This is a genomic window from Pseudomonas sp. MD195_PC81_125 (assembly GCF_014060985.1).
GTDB classification, from domain to species: domain Bacteria; phylum Pseudomonadota; class Gammaproteobacteria; order Pseudomonadales; family Pseudomonadaceae; genus Aquipseudomonas; species Aquipseudomonas parakoreensis.
Window position 1 is genome coordinate 1 of record NZ_JABULD010000754.1, and the last position, 540, is coordinate 540.

The following is a 540-nucleotide window of genomic DNA, read 5'->3' on the forward strand; positions in this document are numbered from 1 at the left end:
GGTTTCGTTCTGCGAAGACAGCACGCGGTCGTAGACCTGCAGCATATAAATGGAGGGCACCAGCATCAGCACGTTAATCAGTGCGGTAAAGCACCCGACGCTGATCAGAATGCTTTTATAGTCACCCAAAGCCTTGAATAAGGGAGCGGTGGCTGGGGCCTTCGCCATCTTCATTGATTATTCCTGAATGTAATCCCCGCCATTCTTTGGCGAGACGCTTCTATTAATTATCCGTGCACAGACCGGACGGGTTCTTGCAACTTGCACTTACACTTCAATAACAACTTTCAACAGTTCAACGCCACTCGTTGCATTGAGCTGTTGCTTATAACTGCAACATCAAACCTTATAGTCAACGGTTCAGTCGGTGCCGTTGTTCACAGCTGCGGTGTATGGCGCGTCAGCGTAATCACCAGTCCCGACTTCAAAGTGCTCAGATAAAGCCCATCACGTTGTCGGCTGAAGAACTGGATTCTTGAACCTTCCTTGCCGGTAATCGACAGGCCGTCCGGATCAGGAAACCAGCCGACTGGCGCTTGC

The 540-nt window shown here is 50.6% G+C and carries 1 protein-coding gene; it reads right to left on the reverse strand.

Annotated features, from left to right (window positions below; translation table 11 throughout):
• Window positions 1-377: 377 nt before the first annotated feature.
• Window positions 378-540: AprI/Inh family metalloprotease inhibitor (locus HT737_RS28830; RefSeq protein WP_182404524.1), on the reverse strand; the 163-nt coding region annotated here is incomplete at its 5' end.